The sequence below is a fragment of the Arthrobacter sp. ov118 genome (genome assembly GCF_900116495.1).
Lineage (GTDB): Bacteria > Actinomycetota > Actinomycetes > Actinomycetales > Micrococcaceae > Arthrobacter.
On the sequence record NZ_FPAY01000001.1, the window covers coordinates 823,134 to 842,047 of the forward strand.

The following is an 18,914-nucleotide window of genomic DNA, read 5'->3' on the forward strand; positions in this document are numbered from 1 at the left end:
CATCGGTCCAGTCAGTCGCGAAGCGGCGACCCGACCACGTTGAACCGAAACCCACCGAACGTGCCGGACAGTAGCGGGCGTGCCACCGTGATGGATGCCTGGACCTCCGGCAACGCGAGGGAAGACCTATGGGCCTCCTCGCTCGCCCACAGCTCCACTACAAAGACGGTGTCCGGGTCGTCGTCGTTCACTCCAACCTCGTAGGCGAGGCAGCCGATCTGCCGGAGCGTCTCGCTGCGTTCAGTCAGGTGGCGCACCAACTCGTCGCGCTTACCGGAGACCGCGCCGAGCGTTCCCACATTCGCAAAGGTCATAGCCGTCTATACCCCTTGATAACGTCTGGTGTCAGTCCAGGCAGAGGCAGAACGGATGCCCGGCCGGGTCGAGGAACACCCGGAATGACGTTCCCGGCTGGTGTTCGTGCTTGGTCGCACCGAGCTCGAGCACCGCAGCCTCGGCGGCGTCGAGGTCGTCCACCACGACATCGAGGTGCATCTGCTGCGGTACGTCTTGGCCAGGCCATTGCGGCGGCGTATAGGACTCGACTTTCTGGAAGCTCAGCGAATCGCCGTGCTCGGCGCGGACGGAACACCAGTCGTCGTCTAGCTCGATCTTCCAATCGAGCAGGGTGCCGTAGAACTCGGCCAGGGTCTTGGGGTCAGGACAGTCGAGTACGACGACCGGGAAGCGTGCGATAGCCATGGCCAACACTCTAAGACCGTTCCCCGCGAATCGCACCCGGTTCGTTGGACAAAGTTGGCGAACGCTAGGACTCCCTGCTCACCCGGCGGTTCCGTCCCTGGTAGAGGCGGCGGTAGCTGGAGGGCGTGGTGTTTAGTTCGCGCATGAAGTGGAGCCGGAAATTTGCTGACGTTCCCAAGCCCGTCCTGGCCGCGACTGCCTGCACGGTCAGATCGGTTGTCTCCAGCAGCCGGCACGCCTCGGCAATGCGCTGGCTGGTCAGCCAACGCAGGGGCGTCGTTCCCGCCTCTGCCAGGAATTTGCGCGCGAAGCTGCTCGGCGCCCACCCGGCATGGACGGCCATGTCGACGATGGTCAGCGGCTCCGCCAGGCGCTGCCTGGCCCAGGCGCACGTTTCGGCGAAGTGCGTCAGCGGCGCGGCGACGGGGCGTTCAATGAACTGTGCCTGCCCGCCCTCACGGTGAGGAGCCACGACCATCCGCCGGGCAATACGGTTCGCTGCCTCGGTGCCGTAATCCCTGCGGACCAGGTGCAGGCACAGGTCGATTCCGGCCGCGACGCCGGCGCTGGTGCTGACGCCGCCCTCGTCTATGTACAGCACCCCGGCGTCGACGGCGATCGCAGGGTGCAGGGTTTGCAGACGCTGGGCGCTCCGCCAGTGTGTTGTGGCGCGCTTGCCGTCGAGGAGGCCGGCGGCGGCCAGAGCGAAAGCCCCGGTGCAGACGGACACCACCCGGGCTCCGTTTCCCGCCGCCTCACGAAGCGCTTCGCAGACGCTGGCCGGCGGGTCGGTGAGCGGACTGAACCCGGGCACAACGATGGTGTCCGCTGACCTGAGGGCGTCAAGCCCCGCCGCGGCGTGAATGGCGTACCCGGACGTCGTCGGGACCAGACCGGGCTCGGCTGCGCACACTTGGAAGGTATACAGCTGCCGCTCGTCCTCGTGGCCGAATACCTGCGCGGGAATGGCGAGGTCAAAGGCGACGACGTCCGGCAGAGCCAAGGCAACGACACGGTGCATGAGGCCACTGTACCCACGCTGCGCCTGACGAGATCACTGCCTGCAGAATCCTTTTCATAGTGGTCGTTTTTGCCACTCCCCGCTGCTGCTGCGTCCTGACAGTCTTAGCTCCATGATCAGCTTTCGACCTTCACCGCCTGCTTCTTTCCGGCCAGCCACGCGCCGCGGGGCCAAGGGTCTGGCCCGGCTGATGCACGCCGTGTTGGCTGCTGCCCTCGCCGGCGCCACATTCGTCGGAGTTCTGGGTGCCGGGGCCGCCGCAGTGGGGCGTGACAGCGGCCTGGAGCGCAGGCTGGCCGTTGCCGAGGGCACACGGGGCAACGCCCCCGGGCCGGCCGCCGGCACCGGAACCATCCGGGTCGCATTCGTGCTGGGCGGCAGCGGGACCGAAGCAGCTGACGTGCTTGCACCCTATGACGTCTTCGCCAGGTCCCCGAAGTTCACTGTCACAACCGTCGCGGCCGACCGCTCACCCGTTCGACTCGCGGGAGCTCCCGCCGTGGTTCCGGCGACGACGTTCGCTGACATCGATGACGGCAGGGCGCCGGCACCGGACCTGCTGGTGGTGCCAGCCGTGGAGGATCCAAAAGGCGCCAGCGAGGCAGCCACGCGGTCCTGGATTGCCCGCCAATCGACCCGCGGCATCCGCATCCTCGGGGTCTGCGCCGGCTCCATGCTGCTCGCGGAGGCCGGCGTTCTCGACGGGCACCGCGCCACGTCCCACTGGTCGCGCATCAGCTCATTGCGCCAGAGCCGGCCCGCCGTGCAGTGGGTCACCGGCCAGCGTTTCGTCCAGGACGGACGCATCATGACGACGGCGGGCGTCACCTCCGGGATCCCTGGTGCCCTGCAGCTGGTGCACGATCTCGCCGGGGAATCCGAGGCTGCACGGGTGGGCGCAGAGGTCGGATACCCGGGCTGGTCAATGTCCACGGGCACGGCGATCGCCGACCAGGCTTTCAACGTCGGCGACGCTCCCGTTGCCCTGAACGCGGCCCTCCCCTGGTTGCGGCCGACGGTAGGGATCGGGCTGACGGACGGCATCAGCGAGCTCGACGCCGTCGCCGCGTTCGAGGTGTACACCGTCTCAGGCGCTGCCCGTACGGTCGCCCTCGCCGCGGCCCCCACTGTCACCACCAAGCACGGCCTGGTCCTGCTCACGACGCCCTTCGCATCAAAAGGGCTGCATTTGGACCGGCTGATCCTTCCGGGGGCCGCTGCCCACGACACCCGCCTCCTGTCCTGGGCCGGGAGCCGGCAGCTTGCCACCACTGTGCTGCCCCAACCGAGAGGCCCGCGGGGTGCCTTCGACGCCGCCCTCGAAGAGCTGTCCCGCCGGACCGGGAACACCACAGCCATGACGACCGCGAAATTTATCGACTATCCCACGGCCCAGTTGCACCTGGACGGAACCAGCACCGACACCCGCTCCACGTGGCTGTTTGTCATGACAGTCGTCCTCGCTGCGGGCGCCGGCGCGCTGCCCACCGTTCTCCGGCGCGCCGCCGTCGTTCGTTCAGCCCGAAAGGCACGCACAACAGAGCCGGCACATACTGCAGGAAAGGACCGGTCATGACCGCCACCGCATCAGCCCCGGCCAAAGCACCCCACCGCCCGTTTCGCAGGTTGGGTGTGGCGGCGGCCGTCGTGGCAGGCCTCCTCCTCACCTCCGTGGCCGCGAACCTCGCCTTGGAACAGGCGGAGCGGTCCGCGGCCGTTCCCTACGGGCAAAGGGTGCAGACCAGCCCCGGCGCCCTTAACGTGGTCAGAACACCGGGCAACGGCAGGGCCAGGCAGTCCATCGTGCTGCTCAGCGGCCTGGGAACGCCGGCGCCGGCTCTGGACTTTGCCCCGCTGATCCGGGAGCTCGCAAACTACGACGTCGTCGTCGTCGAAGGGTTCGGCTACGGGTACAGCGACCAGCCCCCGGTCGAGCGCACTGTCGAGAACATCACCGCCGAATTGCATGAGGCGCTGGCGAAACTGGACGTGCCCAGGCCCTATGTTCTAGCTGGCCATTCCATCGCGGGTTTCTACACGCTCGCCTTTGCCAACCGGTACCGGAACGACGTCTCGGCCGTCATCGGCATCGACCCCACCGTGCCCACCACCCAAACGATTCACGCAGACCAGACCACCGTGCCCGCCGACGGCATCAACTGGCAACGTCTGATCGCTACGAGTGGGCTGCTCCGCTGGGCCACCATGCTCGTGCCCAGCCTGGTGGAACCGGACGGCACCGCCTACACACCTCGTGAACGGGACCAGATGCGCCGCATGACCAACTGGAATTTCGGCAACCCTTCCGTTCTCGACGAAACCAACCGGATCGCGGACAACGCCCGCAAGGTGCAAACCCTGCGCTACCCGGAAGATCTGCCCGTGCTCACCTTCCTCGCCTCGGCGAAGGAGAGCCCTCCGGACCCGGCACGTCACGAGACCCTGCTGCACAACGTCCGCCACCACGAGATATTGACGCTCCCCGGCGGGCACTACTTGCACTGGACCCATGCCCCCGCCATGGCCACCAAAATCAAAGCCTTCCTGAACACGAATACACCCTGAAAGCACCGAACAGGCCCGCCGGCCCTCGCGAAGTCCAGGCACTGGAAGGCAGCCGGTGATAAAGCTGCCGAGGAGCTGCCCTTGCAATGGCGAGCTGGGGTGACTGCCGGCCTTAGTGGGGTGAAAGGCTTAATTGCTTGGCGTGGAAGTCAAAGTGGAGAGTGGGGTAGGCGTAAACGTCGGCGAGTGTCATGGACTGCGTGAAGAACGGGTCCCAGCGCGTCGGGAAGGCCATAGTGAGTGCCAGTGACGTTTCAGATTCACGCTGGAGGTGCCGGGCTAGTGTGGCGGTGACGCGTTCGAGTTTTCGCAGCATGCGGTTGCGGTCGAAGACTCGTGAGGCAGCCCGAGACCCCCAGTAATTAACTACGTCAAAGGGCAGTGTGCAGGAGTTCAGCAGCCCGGCAAAACCCTTCCCGACAGAGGGCGGCAGGCGGCCGAAGGTTCGCACCAGTGGCAGCAGGGCCAGGACGACCATGTACCCGAAAACCATGTGGAAGAGGAGTTCCTCGTTGGTCCAGCGGGTTCCTGTGCTGCGCCGTCGCAGCTCCTCATCGCTCGTCTGGGCGAGCGTGCCGGCAAGGGTTGAGCAAGCGCGTTTGTATCCCCTGCTGACCTCTTCACGGCTGGCGTCCATCACGTTTAACCCCAGCTGGAGTTCATGTCCGGGCGGATTCGGCTGCGCGGCCGTGCCGCAGCCCTGTCGGCAGGCCGAGGCTGATGGGCGCGCATTCCGGTATGTCGCAGGAGGACTCCGCAGTCTCGTCACCCGATCCGGGTATAGCGGTGGAGCAGACCCCCGTTTCGGGCAGTTGGAGTTCGACGGCGTGAGCGGCAGCGGTGTCTCCGGCCAAGGCGGCGGCAATGGAGCGGACCTGCTCGTACCCTGTGGCCAACAGGAAGGTCGGGGCGCGTCCGTAGGATTTCATTCCGGCCAGGTAGAAGTCCTTCTCGGGCTGGGCCAAGACTTTCACTCCATGGGGCGGGACTGTCCCGCAACTGTGAAAGTCCGGGTCAATGAGTGGTCCGAGGGCACGGGGCGCATCGACCGCCGGATCCAGGTCCAGCCTGAGCTCGCTGAGGATGCCCAAATCGGGGCGGAATCCCGTCGCAGAAATGACCCTGTCGACGTTCAAGGCGCGGCCATCCTGCGCGTGCAAGCGAAGGGAAGAGCCGCCCGTAAGTTCAACGTGCTCGGTGCGGAAGCTTGTCAGGAGCTGAACGCTTCCAGTCTCGACGGCGGTGCGCAGCCTGGTGCCGAGCTGTCCGCGGGCAGGGAACTTGTCGGCGTCCCCGCCGCCGTAGGCCCGGTCCGGGCTGGCCGCGCGGATGGCCCAAAGGACTTCGGTTTCCGGCCTGGTACGCGCAAGGCGGGCGAGGTCGAGGACCATGTTCGCGGCTGAGTGGCCGGAGCCGATGACCAGGGTGCGGCAGCCGGCGAATCCGTCCCGCTCGACGTCAGGCAGCGGGCCCGTGACTAGCCCGGCAGCACGGGCCAGCGCTTCGCCCGCGACGGGAAGCCCGGAGGAGCCCAGTGGGGCCGGTGTGGACCAGGTGCCGGAGGCGTCGATGACGGCCCGGGCCAGGACCTCGACGACGTCGCCCTGCGGGTCCTGGATGCGGAGCACGAAGGGGGCGTTTTCCCGCCCGAGGCTGCGGCCCTTGTCCATGCCCTCCCGGGTCACGGCGGTGACCCGGGAGCGGGTGCGGATCCGGTCCTTGAGTTCGGGTGTCGCGGCCAGCGGTTCGAGGTATTCCGCCACGATCTGGTTCCCATAGGGCAGAGCGGTTGGGCGGGGCGCCTCCCAGCCGTTGCGTTCAAGCAGCCGCACGGCGGCGGCGTCGAGGTTGTACTGCCAGGTGGAGAACAACCGGATGTGGCCCCATTCCCGGATGGCAGCGCCCACGGTTGGACCTGCCTCCAGGACGAGCGGCTCGAGTCCGCGTTCCAGAAGGTGCGCGGCTGCCGCCAGGCCAACCGGGCCTGCGCCGATCACGGCAACGGGCAGGGAATCCAATCCGGTCATCAGTTCCTCATTTCATGCGTCGTTCGGCTTTCGTGTGCCGCGGTGTCGGCCTGCCCGTTCTGTGGCGGGCAGGCCGGATATGGTCGGGCGGGTCAGCAGCAGTCCTGTCCGTCGTCGCAGCAGTCGTCGTCGCAGCAGCCGGTGCTCATCAAGTCACCCCCTCCCAGCCTTGTGGTGGGGTTCGTTACGTCGCTGCGGGGATCAGAGAGGCGATCAGGGCCTCCACGCGGCTTTTGATTTCATCCCGGATGGGCCGGACGGAGTCGACGCCCTTCCCGGCAGGGTCTTCCAGGACCCAGTCCTCGTAGCGCTTGCCCGGAAAGTACGGGCATTCGTCGCCGCAGCCCATGGTGATCACGACGTCGGAGTCCTTGACCGCCGCGGTGGTGAGGACCTTCGGAATCTCGGCCGACATGTCGATGCCCACTTCGGCCATGGCTTCCACGGCGGCGGGATTAACCTTCACGGCCGGCTGGGATCCGGCGGAACGGACCTCGACGGCGCCCCGGGACAGGGTGGTGAGGAAGGCTGCGGCCATCTGGGAGCGGCCGGCGTTGTGGACGCAGACGAACAGGACGGAGGGCTTCTCGCTCATGAGAGAACCTTTCGATCAGTCAGGACAGCGGCGGAATCAGCGGCCGTCGGATACAGGAAACGGACGAGGAAGTACCCGGCGGCACCGCCGAGGAGCTGGGCCAGAATGAAGGCGGGTGCGGAGGACGGGGCGATGCCGGCGAAAGTGTCGGTGATGGTCCGGGCTATCGTCACGGCGGGATTGGCGAAGCTCGTGGAGCTGGTGAACCAGTACGCGGCGGTGATGTAGCCGCCGACGGCGACGGCCACCCGGTCGGCCCGGCCCGAACGGACCGCGCCGAAGACGACCAGCAGCAGCCCGACGGTAGCGACGACCTCCCCCAGCCAGATCCCAGCACCTGCGCGTTCTTGGGAGGAAGCGGCCACCGGGGCGAGGCCGAACATCAGGTTCGCCAGGACACTGCCGGTAAGTCCGCCGAGGACCTGCGCGACGACCAGCCCCAGAACGGTCCTGGTGTCGACCAGCCCCAAGGCCCTCTCCACGAGCGTGACCACGGGATTGAACGATGCCGAGATCGGCTGCAGCGCCGCGATCAGCGCCACCAGCGCGGCACCTGTGGCGATGCTGTTCTGCAGAAGCTGCAGGCCGACGTCGCTCGGGGAAAGGCGCGAGGCCATCACGCCGGAACCCACCACCGCCATCACCAGGAATGCGCTGCCGGCGAACTCCGCCGTTGCCTTGCGGGCCAGTACGCTCATCAGGCCTGTCCGCCGATCAGTGACGCCAGATCTTCCAGGGCCTCGGCCCGGACCCGGTAATAGACCCACACACCCCGCTTCTCACGGTCCAAAAGCCCCGCCTCATGCAGGATTTTCAAATGGTGGCTGATGGTCGGCTGGGACAACTGGAAGGCGTCGTTAAGATCGCAGACGCAGGCCTCCCCACCCTCATGGGACGCCACCAGGGACACCAACCTCAGGCGCACCGGATCCGCTAACGCCTTCAGCAGCGGCACGATCCCTTCGGCCGCGGCCTCGGACAGAGGCTCCCGCGACAGCGGCGCGCAGCAGGTAACGGCCTGGGCCGAGTGAAACTCCAAATTCATAGACACACGTAAATATTTACATCCATCTATGTTTAAGGCAAGGACGGCGTGCTCACGCTTCCGGCGCGTGACCCCAGCCAGGCGCAGGCGGCCACTACGATGGCCGCGGTGCCCGTCTGAAGCGTGGGCGTGATGACCGGACCCCGGTCGGCGGCACCGTCACTTGCCCCCATTTCCGTGCCTCCTCTGTCTTTATTCCCTTTGTTCCTGCGCGGCATGGATTGCGGCCAAGGCGGTGGTGATTTCCGTTTCGGCCGCCGCCTTGTCGATACCTAGGCCGGCGAGCACCCCGGCACCGGCTTCAAGCTCCAGCAGCGCAAGCAGGATGTGCTCGGTTCCGATGTAGTTGTGGCCCAGCCGCAAGGCCTGCCGGAAGGTCAGTTCCAGTGCCTTCCTCGCCTGCGCATCGTACGGGATGAGTTCTGGCACCTGGTCAGCCGCGGGCGGCAGGGACGCGGTGGCGGCCTGCCGCACGGCCTCCGGGGAAATTCCCTGCGCGCTCATGGCCCGCGCCCCCAGGCCGTGCGGCTCGGCCAGCAGCCCGAGCAACAGGTGTGCGGGGCCGATCTCATCATTGCCCGCGGCACGGGCTTCGTTCTGGGCAGCAACCACCACGTTCCTGGCCCGCGGCGTGAACCTGCTGAACCCCTGGCGGGGATCCAGATCCAGCGGTTCAGCGGAGCCCTTTGGCACGAAGCGTTTCTGGGCCGCCTGCTTGCTGACCCCCATGCTCCTGCCGATCTCCGACCAGGAAGCACCGGAGCGCCGGGCCTGGTCCACGAAATGACCGATCAGGTGGTCGGCCACGTCACCCAGATGATCCGCGGCAATCACCGCGTCTGTGAGCTGTTCGAGGGCATCGGGATGCACCTTCTTTATGGCCTCGATGAGGTCGTCGAGACGGACCGGATTCGTCATCCGAAGAGGATCGCTCATGCGTCAACCTTAAGTTGCCAAGAGGCGCCCGTCAACCCTTGATTGACGCTCGACGCAGAGCCGTGTGCCGGGCGCCAAAAGCATCCCGCGACACCTCAAGCCACATGAACCTGCGTTGCAGTTCATGGCGCTGGGTTGCCTGTCAAGCGCCCTGCATGGCGCCATATGTAGCGCCGTTTCCTCCTGTTGAGCGTCCGTTGCGCAGTGCTGGCCAAGACCGTGAAAGCCGTGTTTAGGTGATTCAACGGTCAAGGCCGGGCCGCAGCAAAACATGGACTCACCACGAACAGGAGGACCCGATGCCGCAGACATCCCACAGCACGCAAGGCACCCACACCTCAGGTTCGCTCTGTTGCCGCCGGCACCGAATGTGCACGCCGAAGGAGCACGCCGCGCGGCGTGGCCGGCGTTGATTTCCCCGCCGACCACCAAGCACCACCGCTAGCCCCCTGCTGTTCCGCCACCGCCAAGCGCCACCGCGAGACCGCTAAACCCGCCGACTACTGACAGCCACCCCCTCAGCCAGGCGGCTGCAATATCCCCCTTGCCCCGTGCCCGGGCGCTCTCCCGGGCCGGCTCCGCTGTGCCCGCCTGTCCCGAATCTCGCGCTTCACCTTCCTGAAAGGCCGCAATGTTCTTCACGTCTTCCACCCCTGCCCCACCAACGGAGGGATCCTCCACTTTGGCCGGTCGCGCTGGCACCCGCACAATCACCCAGCGCGCAGTCACCCGACGCCGGACCCTGGGCACCCTCCTGGCCCTGCCCGCACTGGCCGTGCTGACCGCCTGCGGCGGGACTGCCACCGCCGGCAGCCAGCAAGTCAGCCAGGCCGCACTGGCACCGCTCGCCACCACTGTCCCCGCCGGGATCACCATCAAAGTGGGCGACCCCAGCATCCGCGTGGCCCTCGAACTGTCGGGCCTGATCAAGGAGCTGGACGGCATCAACGTGGAGTTCGCCAACATCTCCGGCGGCCCGCAGACCACCGAGGCCTTCCGCGCCAAGGCGCTGGACGTCGGCTCCGTGGCAGACATCCCGCCGATCCACGCCACCTGGACCGGCCTGAACGTGCGGATCATCGCCACCGCCTACCGGCAGGACGCGGTAAACCACCCGCTGTACGAACTCGGCGTCGCCCCCGGCTCCGGCATCAACTCCCTGGCGGACCTGCGCGGCAAGAAGGTGGCCTACAGCCCCGGCCAGGCCCAGGGCGCCCTGGTCCTGCGCATCCTGGCAAAAGCCGGACTCAAGCAGGAGGACGTAAAGCTGGTGGAACTGCCCAGCACCGGCGACACCTATTCCACGGCACTGTCCAGCAAGCAGGTGGACGCCGCACCGCTGGGCGGCGTCCAGATCAAGCGTTACCTCGCCAAATACAAGAACGACGGCGCGGCCACCCTGCGCCATGGGCTACGGGACGATCCGAGCCTCCTGTACTCCCCAACCGAGGTCCTCGCCGATCCTGCCCGAGCCGCCGCCCTGGCGAAGTACGTCGGGGTGTGGGGCAAGGCGCAGCGCTGGATCGAAGACCACCCGAAGGAATGGCTGGAGGGCTACTACATTAAGGACCAGGGCCTGTCCCGCGAGGACGGGCAGTACCTGATCGACGCCGCCGGCAAGAGGGACCTGCCCACATCCTGGGCGGAGGGCATCGCCCGCCACCAGCAGACCATCGACCTGCTGTCCCGGGAACAGAAAAAGCCCCAGCTTAAGGCTGCGGACCTCTACGACACCCGGTACGAGGCCATCGCCGGCTCCGCCTTCGCCGCGGCCGCCAAGGGAGGCGCCGCGTGAGCGCCGCCACCGTACTGGAACGTCCCGCCGTCGCACCCCACCAGCACCCGGACCTCGCGGACCGGGAGGACGTCCGGCCCGCCGGAAGGAGGCTGGGACCGGGACCACGACGGCGGCTCGCCTGGCTGCTGGGCCCCTCGGCTTTGCTGCTGCTCTGGACCGTTTCTTCGGGTACCGGGCTCCTGGACCCCCGGGTCCTCTCCGAACCCTGGACCGTGGTGGTCACTGCCGGTGAACTGATCGCCGACGGCCGGCTGCAGGAAAACCTCGCCGTCTCGGCCCAGAGGGCCCTGCTCGGCCTGATCTTCGGAACCGTCGTCGGCGCCGTGCTGGCGCTTGTCGCCGGGCTGAGCCGGGTCGGGGAAGCGCTGATCGACGGACCAGTGCAGATCAAACGCGCCATTCCCGGCCTCGCCCTGATCCCGCTCCTCATCCTGTGGTTCGGCATCGACGAGACCATGAAGGTCCTCACCATCACCTTGGGCGTCTTCGTCCCCGTCTACCTGCAGACCTATGCGGGGCTGCGCGGCATCGACCTGCGCTACGTCGAACTGGCCCAGACCGTGCGCCTCAGCCGGGCAAGCTTCATCCGCCGGGTGGTTCTGCCGGGCGCCCTTCCCGGATTCTTCCTCGGCCTTCGCTTCGCGGTCACCGGCGCGTGGGTGTCCCTGGTGGTCGTGGAGCAGATCAACGCCACCAGCGGGATCGGCTACATGATGGAGCTCGCCCGCACCTATGGCCAAACCAACATCATCGTCCTCGGACTGGCCGTCTACGGCATTCTCGGCCTCCTCTCCGACGGCACCGTCCGCCTCATCGAACGAAAGGCCCTCTCATGGCAGCGAACACTGGCGGGCTGACCGCCGTCGCCCCTTCCGCCGTCGAACGTCCCTCCGCCGCCCGGCTCGCCGTGGCAGCCAACACAGGCGCCCGTCCCGCCCTGGCGGCGAACGCGGCCGTGTCCGTGCGCGGCCTGATCCGCGGCTTTGGGCCCAAAGGCGTGCTGAACGGCGTGGACCTGGACATCGCCCCCGGCGAATTCGTGGCCCTCCTCGGCCCCAGCGGCTGCGGCAAAAGCACCCTGCTGCGTGCCCTCGCCGGCCTGGACCGCGACGTGCGCGGCAGCGGCGTCATTCGCGTCCCGGACCGCGTTTCGGTGGTGTTCCAGGATTCACGGCTGCTGCCCTGGGACACGGTGCTGGGCAACGTCACCCTGGGCCTTCGGGAGCACGCCGAGACCCGGGCATGCAGGGCCCTCGCCGAGGTGGGGCTCGCCGGCCGCGAAAAATCGTGGCCGCACCAGCTGTCCGGCGGCGAGCAGCAGCGCGTGGCGCTGGCCCGGTCGCTGGTCCGTGAACCGCAGCTGCTGCTGGCGGACGAACCGTTCGGCGCCCTCGACGCCCTGACCCGGATCAGGATGCACGGGCTGCTCCGGGACCTGGTGACCGCGCACCGCCCGGCGGTCCTGCTGGTCACCCACGACGTGGACGAGGCCATCGCCCTGGCCGACCGGATCGTGGTCCTTGACCACGGCCGCACCGCCACTGTCCGACCCGTGGCACCGCAGGTCGGTTCCGCTGCCGATGCCGCCGGCCACGAAGCGCTGCGCCGCGACCTCCTCACCGCCCTCGGCGTCCACACCAGCGTCGGCACCGCCATCGAATCCGCCGCCGGAGCAGCCGAAGCGGCCGCCCGCCCAGCCGCCGCGGGCGCCCGCTGACCCGAAACGCCCCACCCTGACCAGCAAGGAGCACTCCATGACTTCCCACAACCCGGCCCCGCAGCGGCGCCAACTCCACCTCAACGCCTTCCTGATGAGCACCGGGCACCACGAGTCGTCCTGGCGGCTGCCCGAGAGCGACCCGCAGGCCAACACCGACGTGGAACACTACAAGCAGCTGGCCCGCACCGCCGAGCGCGGCAAGCTGGACTCCATCTTCTTCGCCGACTCCCCCGTCCTGTTCGGCGAGGTGGGCCGCCGCCCCGCCGGCAAGCTGGAACCCACCGTGCTGCTGACGGCTATCGCCGGCACCACCGACCGCATCGGACTGATCGCCACCGCCTCCACCACCTACAACGAGCCGTTCAACCTGGCCCGCCGCTTCGCCTCGGTGGACTGGGTCAGCGGCGGCCGTGCGGGCTGGAACGTGGTCACCACCGCCGGCCCGGACGCTGCCCGGAACTTCGGGGTGGACGACCAGCCGACGCACGCCGTCCGGTACGAGCGTGCCGCGGAATTCCTCGAGGTGGCACGGAAGCTCTGGGACAGCTGGGAGGACGATGCCGTCGTCGCCGACAAAGCTGAAGGCATCTGGGCTGACGGCGGGAAGATCCGCGTCATCGACCACGAGGGCAAACACTTCAGGGTCCGCGGCCCGCTCAACGTCCAGCGCCCACCCCAGGGGCACCCGCTGATCGTCCAGGCCGGTTCGTCCGAGGACGGCAAGGACCTCGCGGCACGGTACGCGGACGCCGTCTTCACGGCCCACCAGACCCTCGCGGACGCGCAGGACTTCTACCGGGATCTGAAGGCCCGCACGGCCGCCGCCGGCCGCGACCCGGAAACCCTCAAGATCCTTCCCGGGATCGTGCCCGTCATCGGCGCCAGCGAGGAGGAGGCGCTGGAGCTCGAACGCGAGCTGGACCGGCTGATCAAGCCGGAGTACGCCCGGATCCAGCTGGCCAAGACCCTGCGCGTCAACCCGCAGGACCTGCCCCTGGACCGCCAGCTGCCGGACGACCTGCCCAGCGAGGACCAGATCGAGGGCGCCAAGAGCCGCTACACCCTGATCGTGCAGCTGGCCTGCCGGGAGCAGCTCACGGTCCGGCAGCTGATCGGACGCCTGGGCGGCGGACGCGGGCACCGTACCTTCACCGGAACCCCGGTGCAGGTCGCGGACGCCATCCAGGAATGGTTCGACGGCGGCGCGGCGGACGGTTTCAACATCATGCCGCCCGTGCTGCCCTCGGGACTGGACGCGTTCGTGGACCAGGTGGTGCCCGTCCTCCAGGAACGCGGCCTGTTCCGCACCGAGTACACGGCCCGGACGCTGCGCGGGCACTACGGTCTGGAGCGCCCTGCCAACCGCTACGCCGGCGCCGCACCAGAGCTGGCCTCTATCGGGGCGGCGCTGTAATGGCCCGGCAGCTGAAACTCAACCTGTTCATCTACCCCGGCGGCCACCACGAGGCCGCCTGGCGGCACCCGAAGTCCCAGCCCGAGCGGCTCCTGGACATCCGGTTCTACCAGGAACTGGCCCAGCGCGCGGAGCAGGCAAAGCTGGACGCCGTGTTCTACGCCGATGGCCCGGCGCTGGAAAGCAACGTCCAGTACGCCACCCGGTTCCGGATCGAGCCGTTCACCTGGCTGTCCGCGATCGCCGTCGCAACTGAACGGATCGGCCTGATCGGCACGGCCAGCACCACGTACCTGGAGCCGTACAACGCGGCCCGGCTGTTCGCCTCGCTGGACCACCTCAGCGGCGGCCGCGCGGGCTGGAACATCGTCACCACCGGCGCCGAACGCGCCGCGCAGAACTTTGGCCTGGACCAGCACCCCCCGCACGCGGAGCGGTATGCCCGTGCCGATGAATTCGTGCGCGTGGTGGGCAAGCTCTGGGACAGCTGGGAGGACGCGGCGGTGGTGGCCGACGCCGGCACGGGAGTTTTCGCCGACACCTCACGGATTCATCCCATTGAGCATGAGGGCGAATACTTCCGCGTCGCGGGGCCGCTGAACACGCCGCGGTCCCCGCAGGGACGGCCGGTGCATGTGCAGGCGGGGTCCTCCGCCGACGGGAAGGCTTTCGCGGCGCAGCATGCGGAGGCGGTGTTCACGGCGCACCAGACCCTGGACAGTGCCCAGGCGTTTTATGCCGACATCAAGGCTCAGGCGTCGGCGCTGGACCGCGATCCGGATCAGCTCCTGGTGCTGCCGGGCATCAGCCCGTACCTCGGTTCCACCGAGGCCGAGGCCCGGGCGCTCAAGCAGGAATTCGACGAGCTGACTCAGCCGGAGTACGGGCTGGGCATCCTGCGCAAGCTGCTCGGCGTCGACCTTGAGGGGGTGTTGCTGGACGAGACCTTCCCGGCGGAACTCCTCGCCGCGGCGGGGCGGGAGGGCAGCCGCAGCCAGCTGCTTCTGGACGTCATCCGCCGCGAAAACCTGACCGTACGCCAGGTGCTGCACCGCTTCGCCGGGGCCCGCGGCCACTACGTCTTCGCGGGAACCCCGGTGCAGATGGCAGACGAGATCCAGCGCTGGTTCGAAGGCGGCGCCGCTGACGGGTTCAACATCATGCCCCCTTGGCTGCCCGGGGGTTTTGAGGCCTTCGCCGACGAGGTGGTTCCCATTCTGCAGTCCCGCGGTCTCTTCCGCACCGAGTACACCGGCCGGACCCTGCGCGAGCACTTCGGCCTCGACCGTCCTGAAAGCCAGTACCGTCCCGCCAGCCGGCACAGCCAGCAACTACTAGGAGCACACGCATGACCGAGTACCGCCCCCTGGGGTCCACCGCCTCAAGGTCAGCCCGCTGACGCTGGTTCCGCACCAACCACCGGGGCCTCGCCGCCGCCCGCGGCCTGTTCAGGCACCCAGTAGACGGCGTTCGTGGGCGAATGCCACCAACTGGAGACGGGTGCGGAGTTCCAGTTTGTCCAGGACGTTGCGCAGATGAGTTTTGATCGTGGCTTCAGAAACAAACAGACTCTCAGCCATTTCACCATTGCTGAGACCTTTGGCCGCGAGTAGGAAGACGTCCCGCTCCCTCACGGACAGCACGGCAAGTACGGACAAGTCCGGACCGGTAGCAGGAACGCTTCGGGCAGCATGCTCGAAGAGAGAGTGAATGGATCCTGGGGCGATGACGGCGTAGCCGGAGTGGACGGTCCGGATCGCGGCCAGCAGGAATTCCGGTTCCGCGCTCTTGAGCAGATACCCGCTCGCCCCGGCTTGCACGGCCTGGACGACGGCCTGGTCCCTGTTGAACGTGGTCAGCGCGATGATCTTTGGCTTGTCGGCGCCTGCAGCCGCGGCGTGCTGCACGATCCGCCGGGTGGCTTCGACGCCATCCATGATCGGCATCCGCAAGTCCATCAGCATGACGTCCGGGCGCCGTTCGGTTGCCAGGGTCACCGCGCCTTCCCCGTCACCGGCCTCCCCCGAGAGTTCCAAGTCCCCCTGGCTCTCTATCAGCATGCGGATACCCGCCCGGAACAAGGGTTGGTCGTCCACCAGGGCCACGGTGATGCGCGCCCCGGCATCAGCCACGGCCGTGGGCTTCCTGCGCGACCCCTGCCGGCCCGGAAATGCCTGGTCCGGCCAGCGCCGGCCGGACTGCCCCGCCGGCGATTTCATCGAAAGCATCCCCTGCGTCCGCGCCGGCTGGATCGTCCGCCGCTCTCGCTTCCCGGGTTCCGTAGGGGATGAAGACCGTCACCCGGAAGTGCTCGCCGTCCGGTCCGGCCGTCAGCCAGCCGCCGGCCAGATGCGCGCGTTCGCGCATGCCGGGAAGTCCCCTCCCGACCCGCGGCCCGGCCGGATCCGCAGCGTCTTCTGGGACGGCTGGTTCGACGGCCGAGGCCACGTGCAGTGTCAGGCCCGGCCCGCTCCAGTCAAAGTGGAGCCGCACATCCGTGCCGCGCCCGCCATGTTTGAGGGCATTGGTCAGGCACTCCTGAACGATCCGGAAGACTGCTAACTCCTGTCCCGTGGAGAGCTTCACGGGCGTCCCGGATTCGGTCGGGTGGATCTTCAAACTGCCGCGCTGCATGCCTTCGATTAGTGCCGGGATGTCGCTCAGCCGCGGCTGGGGCGTCACCATGCCGTCGTCGCGGACTCCCTCGATCACGCGTTGGGCGTCCACCAGGGCGCTGCGGGCGGATCGAGCAATGGTGTCCAGCGCGCTAAGGACGGCCCTGGGCTGGTCCTTGCTCAGGTAGCGGGTTCCGTCGGCCTGTGCGGCGATGACCGCGAGGGAATGGGCGAGGACGTCGTGCAGATCCCGGGCGATACGTGTCCGTTCCTGCTCCACGATCAGGTCGACCTCGGCTTCCTTCAGGCTGCTCTGCGCCAGCTCACGCGCACGGAACAGGCTGCCCCGTTCCTGGTACAGGGCCAGCAGAAGACCGACGGCGGCGCAGGCCCCGGCGATTAGCAGGAGGAGCGCGAACAGCTGCCAGCCATAGTCCTGCAGCATCCACCGGTCGCCGGCGTACGCAGGGGGGTACCATCCGACACCGTCGCCATATCTCCACGAGAGCATCAGGAACGCCATGACGGCGGCGGCGGCCACGTTCGCGCCGGCAGCGATGTACCGCAGCCGCTGCGGGGCTGTCCACAATATGAAGCCCAGAGCGATAAAGGAGCCCAGGTAGATGGCCCAGTGGTTGGAAGCCATCGGCGGCAGGGTATGGCTTAACTGTCCGGCAAGGAGAGCAACCGTGCACCCAAGGGAGACCAGGGGTTTCCAGGAGGCAGTGGCAATCGCCAATGTCATCAGCACCAGCGCCCAGTTCCCTGACCAGGTCAGCCAGGATCCTCCCATTCTGCCGGCCTCGGCCACACACCACAGGGAGAAGAAGATGACGGCCGCCGCGGGGGCGCCCCAACGCCGCGCAAAATTCGTAACTGGTTCCATGCCAGTCACCATATCCACGGCAATCACACCGTTCTCGCCATATTGCTGAGATCTCAACCTAAAAGCCAGCTGATTCATTCTTTGAGCCAGCTTTTGGGCAGTTTCCCGGACCCGAACCTCTGGATCAGCCTCGCGGATTGGCCTGCGCCGCGGCGGGGACCTGTTTGATGTTCCTTGCGGCGGGCATGCCGATCACGGCGACGACGGTGAGCGCGGCGACGACCGTGACGGCCAGGAACACGGAAGCGGAGGCCGCGACGACCGTGTGGGGGTCGGTCTCGCCGTGCGGGGTTCCGGCGTAGACGGCGTTCGCTATCGCCCCGAAAACGGCGACGCCGATGGAGCTGCCGATTGACCGCGCGAAGAGGTTGGTGCCGGTGACCACGCCGCGTTCGTTCCATTCGACGCTGGTTTGGGCGGCGATGAGCGTGGGGGTCGCGACGAGCCCGAGTCCGAGCCCGACGATGAAGCAACTGCCGGCGGTCAACAGGACGTTGGGGGTGGTGGCGGTGAAGGCAAGGACTGCTGTGCCGATGACGGTGATCGTGATGCCGATCAGGGCGGTGTTCCGGAATCCGATCCGAAGGTACAGGCGGCCCGATTGGGACGCGCTGATCGGCCAGCCGATGGTCAGTGCCGCCAGCGCGAGTCCGGCCAGGATCGGGGAGGTGGAAAGGGCTCCTTCGAGGAACGTGGGAACGTAGGAAGTGAGGCCAAGCATGACCGCTCCCACGCCGAAAGAGATCAGGGCCGTCGTCGCCAGCAGCCGCCGGGACACGACCCACGGCGGCAGGACCGGCTCCGCCGCCCTGCGCTCGCCGAGGATGAACGCGGCGAACAAGACGGCGCCGCCGGCGAACACCGCGATGCTGATGGCGGAGTTCCAAGCCCAGGCCTGGCCGCCTTCAAGGGCGCCGAGAATGAGCAGGGTCAGCGCGGCGGTGAGCAGTCCGGCCCCCAAATAATCGACCCGGTGCTTCACACGCTCGACATTTTCGTGGAACGACCGGACCAGCATCCACCCTGCCACCAGGCACAGCGGGATGTTCACCAGGAAGATGCCACGCCAGATCCCGAGTGCGGCAAACACTCCGCCGAGCGTCGGGCCCACCACCGAAGAAACGGCCCACACGCTCGCCAGGTAGCCCTGCACTTTGGCCCGCTCCGCCAGCGTGTAGATATCGCCCGCGATGGTGATGGCCATCGGCTGGACCGCCCCCGCCCCCAGCCCCTGCACCACGCGGAAGGCGATGAGGACCGGCATGCTCCAGGCCACCCCACACAGGATCGAGCCGAGCAGGAACAACCCGATTCCGATCAGCATGATCGGCTTGCGGCCGATGGTGTCGGAGAGCTTCGCGTAGACAGGGACTGACACGGCCTGCGCCAGCAGGTAGGCGGAGAAAAGCCACGGGAACGACGTGAACCCGCCGATGTCATGCACGATCGAAGGCACCGCTGTGGCCACAATCGTCGCATCGATCGCCACCAGCCCGGTGGAGAGCATCAGGGCAATGAGGACAGGTCCGCGTTGGGAGCGGAAACCTACCCCCTCGGCATGCGTTGTCGTCACGTACATCCACTCCCCTC

Annotated in this window: 19 protein-coding genes; 7 read left to right on the forward strand and 12 right to left on the reverse strand. The window is 67.6% G+C overall.

Translation table 11 applies throughout. The features are described from left to right. Positions 1–11: 11 nt before the first annotated feature. The 3 genes from BM372_RS03835 to BM372_RS03845 all read right to left on the reverse strand — a co-directional run bounded on the left by BM372_RS03835 (position 12) and on the right by BM372_RS03845 (position 1,723). The gene (locus BM372_RS03835; protein ID WP_090952040.1) at positions 12–314 is read right to left on the reverse strand and encodes a putative quinol monooxygenase; all 303 of its coding nucleotides are present in this window, start codon (positions 312–314) and stop codon (positions 12–14) included. Positions 315–345: 31 nt separating this feature from the next. Further along, positions 346–702, reverse strand: coding sequence for a VOC family protein (locus BM372_RS03840; protein ID WP_090952947.1), 357 nt, complete (start codon positions 700–702; stop codon positions 346–348). A gap of 64 nt (positions 703–766) precedes the next feature. After that, entirely contained in the window at positions 767–1,723 is a 957-nt protein-coding gene (locus tag BM372_RS03845; protein ID WP_090952043.1) for a helix-turn-helix domain-containing protein, read from the reverse strand. 112 nt (positions 1,724–1,835) lie between these two features. Between BM372_RS03845 and BM372_RS03850 the strand changes: the two genes are divergently transcribed. Together BM372_RS03850 and BM372_RS03855 are read left to right on the forward strand one after the other, a co-directional pair. Then, entirely contained in the window at positions 1,836–3,299 is a 1,464-nt protein-coding gene (locus BM372_RS03850; protein ID WP_090952045.1) for a DJ-1/PfpI family protein, read from the forward strand. Beyond that, positions 3,296–4,288: an alpha/beta fold hydrolase gene (locus tag BM372_RS03855; protein WP_090952048.1), complete on the forward strand. Its 993-nt coding sequence runs from the start codon at positions 3,296–3,298 to the stop codon at positions 4,286–4,288. Before BM372_RS03850 ends, BM372_RS03855 begins: the two co-directional genes overlap by 4 nt. A 112-nt stretch (positions 4,289–4,400) precedes the next feature. Here BM372_RS03855 and BM372_RS03860 read toward each other — a convergent pair whose 3' ends face one another. The 6 genes from BM372_RS03860 to BM372_RS03885 all read right to left on the reverse strand — a co-directional run bounded on the left by BM372_RS03860 (position 4,401) and on the right by BM372_RS03885 (position 8,891). Next, positions 4,401–4,925, reverse strand: a complete 525-nt coding sequence (locus tag BM372_RS03860; RefSeq protein ID WP_090952050.1) for a DinB family protein — start codon at positions 4,923–4,925, stop codon at positions 4,401–4,403. 22 nt (positions 4,926–4,947) lie between these two features. Then, a complete protein-coding gene (locus BM372_RS03865; RefSeq protein ID WP_090952053.1) occupies positions 4,948–6,315 on the reverse strand; it encodes an FAD-dependent oxidoreductase in 1,368 nt (455 codons plus the stop codon). A gap of 184 nt (positions 6,316–6,499) precedes the next feature. Then, positions 6,500–6,910: an arsenate reductase ArsC gene (locus BM372_RS03870; RefSeq protein ID WP_090952056.1), complete on the reverse strand. Its 411-nt coding sequence runs from the start codon at positions 6,908–6,910 to the stop codon at positions 6,500–6,502. After that, complete coding sequence (locus BM372_RS03875) at positions 6,907–7,608, reverse strand: aquaporin (RefSeq protein WP_090952059.1); 702 nt, start codon at positions 7,606–7,608, stop codon at positions 6,907–6,909. The genes BM372_RS03870 and BM372_RS03875 overlap by 4 nt, the downstream gene beginning before the upstream one ends. Beyond that, positions 7,608–7,955 carry an ArsR/SmtB family transcription factor gene (locus BM372_RS03880; protein ID WP_090952060.1) on the reverse strand — a complete coding sequence of 116 codons (348 nt, stop codon included), beginning with the start codon at positions 7,953–7,955 and terminating at the stop codon, positions 7,608–7,610. Before BM372_RS03880 ends, BM372_RS03875 begins: the two co-directional genes overlap by 1 nt. A gap of 192 nt (positions 7,956–8,147) precedes the next feature. After that, the gene (locus BM372_RS03885; RefSeq protein WP_177235866.1) at positions 8,148–8,891 is read right to left on the reverse strand and encodes a Clp protease N-terminal domain-containing protein; all 744 of its coding nucleotides are present in this window, start codon (positions 8,889–8,891) and stop codon (positions 8,148–8,150) included. Between the two features lie 682 nt (positions 8,892–9,573). Between BM372_RS03885 and BM372_RS03890 the strand changes: the two genes are divergently transcribed. From BM372_RS03890 to BM372_RS03910, 5 genes are read left to right on the forward strand one after another with little or no spacing between them, the layout of a single operon-like run. Continuing rightward, positions 9,574–10,686: an ABC transporter substrate-binding protein gene (locus BM372_RS03890; RefSeq protein WP_256214016.1), complete on the forward strand. Its 1,113-nt coding sequence runs from the start codon at positions 9,574–9,576 to the stop codon at positions 10,684–10,686. Next, positions 10,683–11,546 carry an ABC transporter permease gene (locus tag BM372_RS03895; protein WP_143111422.1) on the forward strand — a complete coding sequence of 288 codons (864 nt, stop codon included), beginning with the start codon at positions 10,683–10,685 and terminating at the stop codon, positions 11,544–11,546. Before BM372_RS03890 ends, BM372_RS03895 begins: the two co-directional genes overlap by 4 nt. Then, positions 11,522–12,406, forward strand: a complete 885-nt coding sequence (locus tag BM372_RS03900) for an ABC transporter ATP-binding protein (protein WP_090952069.1) — start codon at positions 11,522–11,524, stop codon at positions 12,404–12,406. The genes BM372_RS03895 and BM372_RS03900 overlap by 25 nt, the downstream gene beginning before the upstream one ends. 37 nt (positions 12,407–12,443) lie before the next feature. Continuing rightward, positions 12,444–13,823 carry an LLM class flavin-dependent oxidoreductase gene (locus tag BM372_RS03905; protein WP_090952072.1) on the forward strand — a complete coding sequence of 460 codons (1,380 nt, stop codon included), beginning with the start codon at positions 12,444–12,446 and terminating at the stop codon, positions 13,821–13,823. Beyond that, positions 13,823–15,175, forward strand: coding sequence for an LLM class flavin-dependent oxidoreductase (locus BM372_RS03910; protein WP_090952075.1), 1,353 nt, complete (start codon positions 13,823–13,825; stop codon positions 15,173–15,175). The genes BM372_RS03905 and BM372_RS03910 overlap by 1 nt, the downstream gene beginning before the upstream one ends. Positions 15,176–15,271: 96 nt before the next feature. Here BM372_RS03910 and BM372_RS03915 read toward each other — a convergent pair whose 3' ends face one another. The 3 genes from BM372_RS03915 to BM372_RS03925 form a co-directional block, all read right to left on the reverse strand. Beyond that, the gene (locus BM372_RS03915; protein WP_256214017.1) at positions 15,272–15,955 is read right to left on the reverse strand and encodes a response regulator; all 684 of its coding nucleotides are present in this window, start codon (positions 15,953–15,955) and stop codon (positions 15,272–15,274) included. Continuing rightward, the gene (locus BM372_RS03920) at positions 15,948–17,324 is read right to left on the reverse strand and encodes a sensor histidine kinase (RefSeq protein WP_090952081.1); all 1,377 of its coding nucleotides are present in this window, start codon (positions 17,322–17,324) and stop codon (positions 15,948–15,950) included. Before BM372_RS03920 ends, BM372_RS03915 begins: the two co-directional genes overlap by 8 nt. A gap of 124 nt (positions 17,325–17,448) precedes the next feature. Further along, a complete protein-coding gene (locus BM372_RS03925; RefSeq protein WP_256214018.1) occupies positions 17,449–18,903 on the reverse strand; it encodes an MFS transporter in 1,455 nt (484 codons plus the stop codon). Between the last annotated feature and the right edge of the window lie 11 nt (positions 18,904–18,914).

Coding starts and splice junctions, on each gene's coding strand:
- BM372_RS03835 (WP_090952040.1), bottom strand. CDS start 314: ATGACCTTTGCGAATGTGGGAACGCTCGGCGCGGTCTCCGGTAAGCGC.
- BM372_RS03840 (WP_090952947.1), bottom strand. CDS start 702: ATGGCTATCGCACGCTTCCCGGTCGTCGTACTCGACTGTCCTGACCCC.
- BM372_RS03845 (WP_090952043.1), bottom strand. CDS start 1,723: ATGCACCGTGTCGTTGCCTTGGCTCTGCCGGACGTCGTCGCCTTTGAC.
- BM372_RS03850 (WP_090952045.1), top strand. CDS start 1,836: ATGATCAGCTTTCGACCTTCACCGCCTGCTTCTTTCCGGCCAGCCACG.
- BM372_RS03855 (WP_090952048.1), top strand. CDS start 3,296: ATGACCGCCACCGCATCAGCCCCGGCCAAAGCACCCCACCGCCCGTTT.
- BM372_RS03860 (WP_090952050.1), bottom strand. CDS start 4,925: ATGGACGCCAGCCGTGAAGAGGTCAGCAGGGGATACAAACGCGCTTGC.
- BM372_RS03865 (WP_090952053.1), bottom strand. CDS start 6,315: ATGACCGGATTGGATTCCCTGCCCGTTGCCGTGATCGGCGCAGGCCCG.
- BM372_RS03870 (WP_090952056.1), bottom strand. CDS start 6,910: ATGAGCGAGAAGCCCTCCGTCCTGTTCGTCTGCGTCCACAACGCCGGC.
- BM372_RS03875 (WP_090952059.1), bottom strand. CDS start 7,608: ATGAGCGTACTGGCCCGCAAGGCAACGGCGGAGTTCGCCGGCAGCGCA.
- BM372_RS03880 (WP_090952060.1), bottom strand. CDS start 7,955: ATGAATTTGGAGTTTCACTCGGCCCAGGCCGTTACCTGCTGCGCGCCG.
- BM372_RS03885 (WP_177235866.1), bottom strand. CDS start 8,891: ATGAGCGATCCTCTTCGGATGACGAATCCGGTCCGTCTCGACGACCTC.
- BM372_RS03900 (WP_090952069.1), top strand. CDS start 11,522: ATGGCAGCGAACACTGGCGGGCTGACCGCCGTCGCCCCTTCCGCCGTC.
- BM372_RS03905 (WP_090952072.1), top strand. CDS start 12,444: ATGACTTCCCACAACCCGGCCCCGCAGCGGCGCCAACTCCACCTCAAC.
- BM372_RS03910 (WP_090952075.1), top strand. CDS start 13,823: ATGGCCCGGCAGCTGAAACTCAACCTGTTCATCTACCCCGGCGGCCAC.
- BM372_RS03920 (WP_090952081.1), bottom strand. CDS start 17,324: ATGGAACCAGTTACGAATTTTGCGCGGCGTTGGGGCGCCCCCGCGGCG.
- BM372_RS03925 (WP_256214018.1), bottom strand. CDS start 18,903: ATGTACGTGACGACAACGCATGCCGAGGGGGTAGGTTTCCGCTCCCAA.